The sequence below is a fragment of the Sulfurospirillum sp. HTRB-L1 genome, assembly GCF_059415125.1.
In genome coordinates, this window is sequence record NZ_JCAHZR010000006.1 from 162,527 (window position 1) to 170,950 (window position 8,424).

Consider the following 8,424-nt stretch of genomic DNA (forward strand, 5'->3'; position numbering starts at 1 on the left):
CAAAAAATGAAAATACACAAAGGGATACGTATGTCCGAAAACTATTGGTTTTCTCACGATTTCAACGCCAAGGACGACCCCAAATGTATGCTCCTCATCGATGAACTAGGTCTCGAAGGATACGGCGTATATTGGGTTCTCATCGAAACATTGAGGGGGTGCCCAGAGAAGAAATATCGCTACCCGATACGCCTCATTCCCTCCCTCGCGCGAAAATACGGCACAAGCGCGCCAAAAGTCGAGACGGTCATCCGAAACTATGGCCTTTTCGAGATTGAAAACGATGAGTTTTTCCTGAGCGCATCGCTTTGTCGACGCATGGAAAAATACGATGAAAAATGCGCTCAAATGCGCCTCAACGCGCAAAAAGGGGCGCTCGAAAGGAAGAAAAAAATGGAAAAAGAAATCGAAATATTGAGTCAAGGAGACTCAAGTCAGCATTTGCTCAGCGGAAGCCGAGCTATCGCTGAGCTAAAAGAAAAGAAAACAACACAACACAACACAGAAGAAAAAAATATAGAAAATCTCTCTTTCTCGTCGCTCCACTCGTTCAAAAACCACTGCGTTCGAGAATTTGAGGGGCGGGCATTTTTTCTGCCTCAAAACAACCCCATGGGGTTTCGAATCACAACCCCTATCAGGATCAAAAACGGATACCTCCGAAATGGCGCGTCACAAAAAGACCTGAGTTCCCAAGAAGCAATCGACACGTGGCAATTCCTTTTCCGAAATCAGCACCTGCTCTTGAAGGGAGGTGACAAATGACATCCCCTCGCGCACTTCGTTTGCGGGCCCAAAGCTTTCCTGCGGACTCTGCTTTGTGCTCCACTGAAAGAGCGGGCAAAACAGCGAAAAATAGCACCATGCGACCCAAGGTATTCCTTTTCTTTCTTTGGGCCCTCCTGAGCCTCCTAGGGGGCTCAAATGCATATGCTTTCACGATGCCCACGCAAGCCATCCAAAAGCAACAGGCGCAACCAGCACAAGAACAGCAAAGCACGCAAATAGAGAGGGAGGCGGAAGGAGTTCTCAAATTCCTCCGCTCAACCCCCGACCCGCAAAAGCTTCCCTTGAGCTTCGAGGTGCGCGAGGGATATGTTGCAAAGGTCGCAAAAATGGACTATTCATCGGGCGAGGTGACCCTGAGTTTCCACTCCGAGGGCACCATGGAGCAGGTGGGTGAATACATATATATCCACCATGGAATCAAAGCACAAACCACGCCCTCGGCCGAGGAAATACAAACCGCCATCGCAAGTCTTCCCACGCAAAAAGACCGTGCCACTGAATATCGAAAAATCAATCGCACTGACCGCGATGTGGATTTCGCACAATTTCTCGTTGCGGTGCTCACTTTCGATGACGAGGTGATAGATTTTGAACGTTCAATCATCGAAAATCGCGTTCGGCTCAAGGGAAGCTTCACGCCATCTTTTTCATTGGAAAGCTTCGACGACAAGATATTACTTTTTTACATTTCTATGTTCGCAAATGTTGATGAAATGCTCAATCAAATCAACAGTTGGGTCCTTTTTCTCGTTCTCCCCTTCGCCGCTTTTTTCCTGATGAACCGAAAAATGACGCTCACCATCAGCGGGAAACAAGACCCCGCGGATTACTGGGGGAAGGGGGTGTACACGATGGCTATCATCTACTCGTTTTACGTGATTTCAGGGGCTATCACGGTTTCCGAAAATCAAATATCCCGCACAAATTTCCAGTCCATCTATGGCGCCGCCATCCGAAAATCCGTTGAATTCGCAACATCCGTGACGGAGGTTTTCGGGCAGACGTATGTGAATGTGCAGAGGAAAAACAGCGGCTTGTTGTCGAAAGACGAGGTCGAAAAAATAGCCATCGAGCAAGTCGCGAACGAGAAAAAAATCAAAGCCTATGAAGGCATTCTCGGCACGTGTGAAAAGGCAGTGGGAGACATCTTTTTTCGAGAAGAGGGTGGGAAATACCGAGTTCAGCAGGGAATGAGCACCATTTCTCCCTTGCGAGCCGAGTATCGCAGAGCACTCCTGTCGCTCGAACTGTGCGATTTTTCTGAAACGGCGCAAAAAACCCTCGTCGCTCAAAAAGAGGAAAACGACCGAATTCTCGGCAACTACGGCGAGGCGTCGAATGATAGGAGGGTGCAGACGCAACTTTCGAGTCTCGCGGATTCTCAGATTCGAAATATCGAAAGTTTCGGGTTTTTCTCTTTGCCGCTCATCGCATCGGGCAATATGTTTTCCGAAAATATAGGGCTATACGACCGCAATGTGAAATCACAATCGAGCCTCGAAAAAACGAGGGAGGAAATCAGAAAAAACGAGGGGATGGAAAAAGGAGTGGTGGCCGACTCTGTCGTCGCTGACGTCATCGAGACCTTGCCATATTTGATGCTACCCGCAGCGGGTACCGTGACTTCGACGATTTCAGCGACCGTAGGAGGTGCCACTTCGACCCTCGAAAAAATACCATTTGTTGGAAATTTGATTTCGGGCGCAAAGCAAGCCGTGGCGCACGGCGCTACCATATTTTTGTATAGCTACCTCGTGAAATACCTCCCACTCATCACACTCGTCATCGCCACGTTTTTGGTCATCACCTACTGGCTCCTTTCAATGGTGGTATACCTCTTCATTTCCCCATATATGGTCGTTTGGATGCTCGCATCCTCCTCGGAGGATGCGATTCGGAAGTTCTTGACGAAGGGCCTCGTGATATGGAGTCGTCCGCTGACATTGAGCATTTCTGCGGCGCTTTGTATCGTATTTTTGGACTTGTTTCGCGCCATCACGGACATGTTGATTGATGAGCAATTTGCAAACTTTTTTCACATCACCATGTCGCAGGGAGTCACAAGCGCGTCCTACAATTTCGCGGATTTTGGGTTGTTTTTCTTGAAAGGGTTTTTCTCGGTTGCGCTCGCAATCATTGGGGTTGTTTTGAGTTTCTATATTGTTTTCAACGGGGCTGAAATCCTGCTGAAGATGCTAGGGGTCGGCGAAGAATCAGGAGGCGATGCGCAGGGCATCATTGGTCGAGAAATCGACAATCGCGGCGGCCAGTACAGCCGCCCTATGGCGAATTGAAAAAAAAGGAGAAAAAATGAAAAGTTCTATTTTGGGAATCTTGGGTTTTGTTTTGGGTTTTGCCCTCGGCGGATTATCCGCCGACTCCCAATCGACGGAGTTGGAGAAGTTGAATTTGCGTTTTGGAAACATCGAGTCGCAAATTCTCGGGTCGCAAATTCTCGGGAAAAACGAATTCAACGAGCATTTGCCCAAAGCGCAACCGTTCGGAAACATGAGTTTGCGGGAGCTGATTTTGGAGGTGTGCCGTGAAAAATGAATCTATCGTGCAACATGTGCACCAAATGTACAATGTGACGGTGCTTTCGGAAATGGAGAATGGCATCCAGTGTGTCTATGCGGATGGAAGCGAGTTTTTTCTACATGTAGATGACTCGCACATGCTTGAGGCCCTTTCACTGATTGATGGGTACGACGTGGATTTTCCCTACGTCGAAGCCCTGCGTGACGCATGGCGTATGGATGTCACGCAGGGGCTTGGGCTGTTTCTTGGGTTTTTTCGCATGGGGCAACCGAAAGCCAAGCTTGATTCTATCTTGGCCCAAGCACATAGGCATACCCATCACAGTGGGTGCATAGGCATTTCGAAGGCATAGGTATGGATATGAGCACCCCGAAAGCCACAGAAGCTTGGGTATGCATGTCTCTCCCACCTTTTTTTGCTTTTTTGAATTTCACTCACACCCGACCCAGTTGTCACTGGTTGCCTTCGGTCGGGTGTGCCCCAACCGAAGAAAGGACATGAAATGGTGACCATGAGCGTACCCCTGTCTGCCTCCAAGGCACTAGGCTACTACCGAAAAGAAAACTACTACCAACAAAACTCTGAGATTGGTCATTTTCACGGAAAAGGCCTCGAAGCCCTTGGGCTTGCCTCAGGTCAGGAGGTCTCAAAAGAGACCTTCGAGGCCACCCTCAACGGCTTTCACGCGCAAAATGGTCAACCACTAGTTCGCAATGCGGGAGACCCCGAAAGAAGGGCGGGAATCGACATTTCCACCTTCCCTCCGAAGTCCTTTTCTCTTGAAGTGCAGGGCTTGTTGCACAACGGTCACACCGCAAGAGCCCAAGAGCTTCGAGATGCCCACATGCGCGCAAATCAGCGGGCCATGGAGCTTGTAGAAAAGGAATTTGCAAAGGCAAAAGTGTGGGGCGGGGAGCGTGTCATCGAGGTGGAGCCCCTTGGTGTCGCGTGGGCTACGTTCGCGCACGACAACACGAGGGCGACGGATACGGGTGTTGTTGACCCGCTTGAGCACGCGCACAATTTCCTGCTCAACACCGTTTGCTATCGCGATGAAAGCGGGAAAACTCGCACTGGCACCATGCAAAACAGCGAAATATACCGCGCAAAAATGCTTCTTGGGCAAATGTTCCGCAATGAGCTCGCAAAGGAGGTGCGGGGGCTTGGATACGGCCTTGAAGTGAACGCGAAAACAGGATTCTTTGAGCTCGCAGGGTACTCTCGTGAACAAATCGAGGAATTCAGCGGGCGAAGCGTCGAATTGCGCGCGAAACTCGCGGAATATGAAAAAGAAATCGGGCGAGAAGTCGCAAATCACGCGAAGGCTTTGGACGCGATCAACGCGAAGTCAAAAAACGCAAAAACGAAACTAGATCTAGTGGCGTGGCAGGAAGAAACGAAAGAACGCATGGTGCAAGCGGGGCTTGACGGGACGTTTTTTGAAAATCGTATCAAAAAAGTGAAAGGGCCTGAATTTGTCCCGCCACATCTGATTCAGGAGCACATCACTAGGGCGGCGGAGTCCATCACTGCGAATGAGTCCGTTTTTTCAGAAAAAAAACTATTGTTGGAGTGCATGAAGCACGGCTTGCACCATGGTTTGACCATGGAGGACTATCGCACGACCTTGGCGAAAAATACCACCATTTGTGCCCTTGAAACTGGGGTCTATTCGACTCATGAAATGATTCGCAAGGAAGCGGAAATTTTGGCGCAGGTGGAAAACGGGCGAGGCACTCAAAAACAACTGCTTGATGCGGAGGCGGTTCAAAAACACATTCGTCTCACCGAGGCGCAAAAAGGCTTCCGCATGACGGAAGGGCAGAAAGAGTTCATCGAAGCTGTTTTGACGACGCAAGACCGCTTCATTGCCATTCGCGGCCTTGCAGGATCAGGAAAAACTTTCTCCGTGGAGAACATCCGAAAAATCGCCGAAGCTGAAAATTTGGGCGTCGAATTTCGTGGCATTGCTTTCATGGCGAAGGCGGCGGAAGGGTTGGAAAAAGACTCAAATATTCAGTCCTCCACAATCCACAAATTTTTCTTTGAGGAAGAAAAAAATCCGAGAAATGAAAACAGTCCCCTGCGCATTCTCATCCTCGACGAGGCAGGAATGGTTGGGTCGGCGCAATGGCATCAGCTGCAAGAGCTCGCCGAAAAGAGCAATACACGCATTGTTTTTGTCGGCGATGATTCGCAATTTCAATCCGTGGCGGCGGGTGGCGCTTTTCAGGGTGTTCTTGAAAATACCGACATCGAAACGGTGACCATGGCGCAAATCATGCGGCAGGAGACCGTGCACATGAAAGACGCTGTGCGCCATCTCACGGTTGCGCAAGCGAAGGAGGCGTTGCAAATACTGGAGCAAGCCGATGCGTTGCACGAGCTTGGCGCAGAGGAAGCCATCGAAGCTATTTCAAAAGAGTATTGGCGGCTCAAAGAGGGCAACAAAAACGAAAAAAAGGCGCGAGACAGAGAACCGTTGGTGATTGCCTCAAAAAACGACCAAAGGCAAAAACTCAATGAGGCAATTCGAGCGCAAAATACAAATCTTGGTGTCGGACACAAAATCACCACAAAGGAGAGTGTGAATCTCAATGGCACAGCCTCACAATATGCGCGAAGCTATGAAATAGGAATGCTCATGCAAATTGAGGGCGCAAAGCGTGGTGCAATGTATGAGGTTGTGGGGCAGGTGGATGATAGAACCATACGCGTGCGTTCTGGACGTTCGGTCAGCGATATTGATGTTTACGAACGGCATGGCGAAATTCAAACATTCAAGGAGGTGCAACGGGACTATGCGGTGAACGATAGAATCATTTTCACGAAAAATATCCACAGTCGGAAAGACGGCTTCAAGGTTGAAAATGGCGAAGTAGCCACGATTCTGAAGATTGAGAACGGTATGGTGACTGTGCGGAATGACAGTGGGCGCGAAAAGAGTTTCGATATTAGGAAACACAATTTTTTCGAGCGTGGCTATGCGGTGACGGATTACAAAAGTCAGGGGATGACTTCGCGCAATGTGCTTGCCTTGGCGGATTCGCAGATGGCGAACTTGAATTCTTTATATGTGCAGGCCTCTAGGGCTACCCATGGCTTTCAACTTTTCACGCAAAACAAAGAAGAACTTTTGTCGAATGTTGGGCAAAGACAGCTCAAGCGTTCAACCTTGGAATACCTTACGGAAAATCAAAAACAGGAGACAATCAATGAACACAGAAAAAACGCACTCGGAGCAAGTAGAATACGTGAGTCCAATATTCAAGGCACTCACGGCACAGATGGATTATGCAGTGGAGGGCGGAGCTTGCAGCGAATGCCCCTCCTCAATGTGGTACGCCCTCGCAAATCCAGCTCAAAGAAGCGGCCTGAGATGCTTTTGCACCGTGGCGCGGACGCTCACATGGGCGCCCGAAATGGAAATCATCATGGAATGCGACGGACAACTCACAGCCTTGGCCATGTTGGCTCAAGACTGAAATCCGCCGTATCTTTGGCGTGGAAAAAGGCATATCGAGCGTATCAGGAGCGTATCATACGCCTTCAGGCTGAACGTGAGGCGAATGATACGACAGAGGCGAAAGTGGAAAGTCGAATCATACGCCGCACAAGTTGGCGAGATTCGCTCAACTTGGAAAAAAGCACACAGAGCGTCCCCAAGGAAGAGTTGAAAAAAGAAGAAAAAACCCAACTTACGCCACACGAAGAACGCATGGCGTTCATCAAGCGAGAGACGGAAAACGTATCATTCGAATCTCAAACCTATCATTCTACATCCTTGTCGAATGATAGAACAAGTGATGTTGAACGTATGTCGAATGATACATCTTCAAAAATCCAAAAAGCCCAAAGGAGGAAAAGATAGCCGATAGCCCCGCAGGGTTTAGGTGCGCCCCCTTGCGGGGCAATGCACCGTAGCGATAGGGTGCGGAGACCGTAGCGAAGCGTAGGCTCTCACGGCGCAAAGCTCAACGGTCGTGCCCCATCGGGAGGTGGGCAATCTCTTACATGTAAAAAAATCAAACCTAGATTTTGAATCCCCCCTTAAAAGCCCCGCCCTTTACTTGCTTTTTGATTTATATCGACTTAAGTATTTATTTATTATATTCACTCACTTTTTTAAGAAAAATTTTAAAAAGGATGATGATGATTCAAGATAAGAAATATTCTGCATGGAGCGTGCTGTTTAATACGGAGGAAGAGGCCAAGTCGTATCGTAAGGATATTCTTTCTCTCTCTAGCCCAAAGAATGAACCCTCTCACTCTCAAAAAATAGAGAGTATTTTAAAGGGCTATCAGCAGGCATCTAAAGCCTGTTCGCAAAACCTTGTATGATTATCTTTTGTGTATTGTGCGACTGAAGTGGTTTGAATGTTTTTTGTAGGTTTGAATTGTATATTTTCCTACCATTCAACAACATTGGGGTGCTTCTTGAATGGTATATTTTCCTAACATTCAATGGTGCGGTTCACGCTATTTGTGGAAAACTTTACTATATATATGTGAAATTGAAAAGCTTAGGAGATAGCAGGAAGCAAATCGTTATTTTAATCGCAAACAAACTATAATGATGTTTCACCTTGATTTGTCCAGTTAGTTTTTAAGCATAGGGGCTAACTGGACAATGCCTCTTTATATCAACTTCTCTTCAATATCCATTTCGCTGTTTTCCACCGCTTCTAGCATCGTATGCGACACATCAAATTCAAGGTCGAATGCATCGGGAGTTTTTACTAGCTCAACATACATGTCCTTGTTGTTATCAAGGAACTTAACCATGTTTTTATAATGCTTTATTTCACTCAATGCATGGATAAAATCTACATCATCGGTAATGATATAGACCGTTCCCATGTCACTTAATTCTTCCGTGTCGGGAGCGTATTTTACCTTGATGAGTTGTTTGCCTTTGCGATAGCTCTTTTGCATGAGCGCATCGAGATTTTTTTCATACTCATAGTCCGTTCCAGTCCTTCGGTCATTGTCGTACATGTAAAACTCCTTTTGTCCTTTTTTATTTTATGTCCAAAAACGCAATTCTCTCATCAAGGGTCTTAATTTCAAGTTCGGCCATGAGCTTGATAAAAGGCG

General features: G+C 47.8%; 7 protein-coding genes. 6 read left to right on the forward strand and 1 reads right to left on the reverse strand.

All coding sequences use genetic code 11. The annotated features are described in order from the left end of the window. The first annotated feature begins 30 nt into the window (after positions 1–30). The 6 genes from AC5SLM_RS11100 (at position 31) to AC5SLM_RS11125 (ending at position 7,668) form a co-directional block, all read left to right on the forward strand. Positions 31–765 (forward strand): DUF4373 domain-containing protein, encoded by a 735-nt coding sequence (locus AC5SLM_RS11100; protein WP_495251029.1) that lies wholly within the window; start codon positions 31–33, stop codon positions 763–765. Then, positions 762–3,083, forward strand: a complete 2,322-nt coding sequence (locus tag AC5SLM_RS11105) for a hypothetical protein (protein WP_495251030.1) — start codon at positions 762–764, stop codon at positions 3,081–3,083. The genes AC5SLM_RS11100 and AC5SLM_RS11105 overlap by 4 nt, the downstream gene beginning before the upstream one ends. 16 nt (positions 3,084–3,099) lie before the next feature. Continuing rightward, positions 3,100–3,342: a hypothetical protein gene (locus AC5SLM_RS11110; RefSeq protein WP_495251031.1), complete on the forward strand. Its 243-nt coding sequence runs from the start codon at positions 3,100–3,102 to the stop codon at positions 3,340–3,342. Continuing rightward, entirely contained in the window at positions 3,332–3,679 is a 348-nt protein-coding gene (locus tag AC5SLM_RS11115; RefSeq protein WP_495251032.1) for a hypothetical protein, read from the forward strand. The genes AC5SLM_RS11110 and AC5SLM_RS11115 overlap by 11 nt, the downstream gene beginning before the upstream one ends. A 150-nt stretch (positions 3,680–3,829) precedes the next feature. Continuing rightward, the gene (gene mobF / locus AC5SLM_RS11120) at positions 3,830–7,198 is read left to right on the forward strand and encodes a MobF family relaxase (protein ID WP_495251033.1); all 3,369 of its coding nucleotides are present in this window, start codon (positions 3,830–3,832) and stop codon (positions 7,196–7,198) included. A 281-nt stretch (positions 7,199–7,479) separates the two neighbouring features. Continuing rightward, positions 7,480–7,668, forward strand: a complete 189-nt coding sequence (locus AC5SLM_RS11125) for a hypothetical protein (protein WP_495251034.1) — start codon at positions 7,480–7,482, stop codon at positions 7,666–7,668. 297 nt (positions 7,669–7,965) lie between these two features. Here the strand turns inward: AC5SLM_RS11125 and AC5SLM_RS11130 are convergent, their stop codons facing one another. Then, entirely contained in the window at positions 7,966–8,325 is a 360-nt protein-coding gene (locus AC5SLM_RS11130; protein WP_495251035.1) for a hypothetical protein, read from the reverse strand. Between the last annotated feature and the right edge of the window lie 99 nt (positions 8,326–8,424).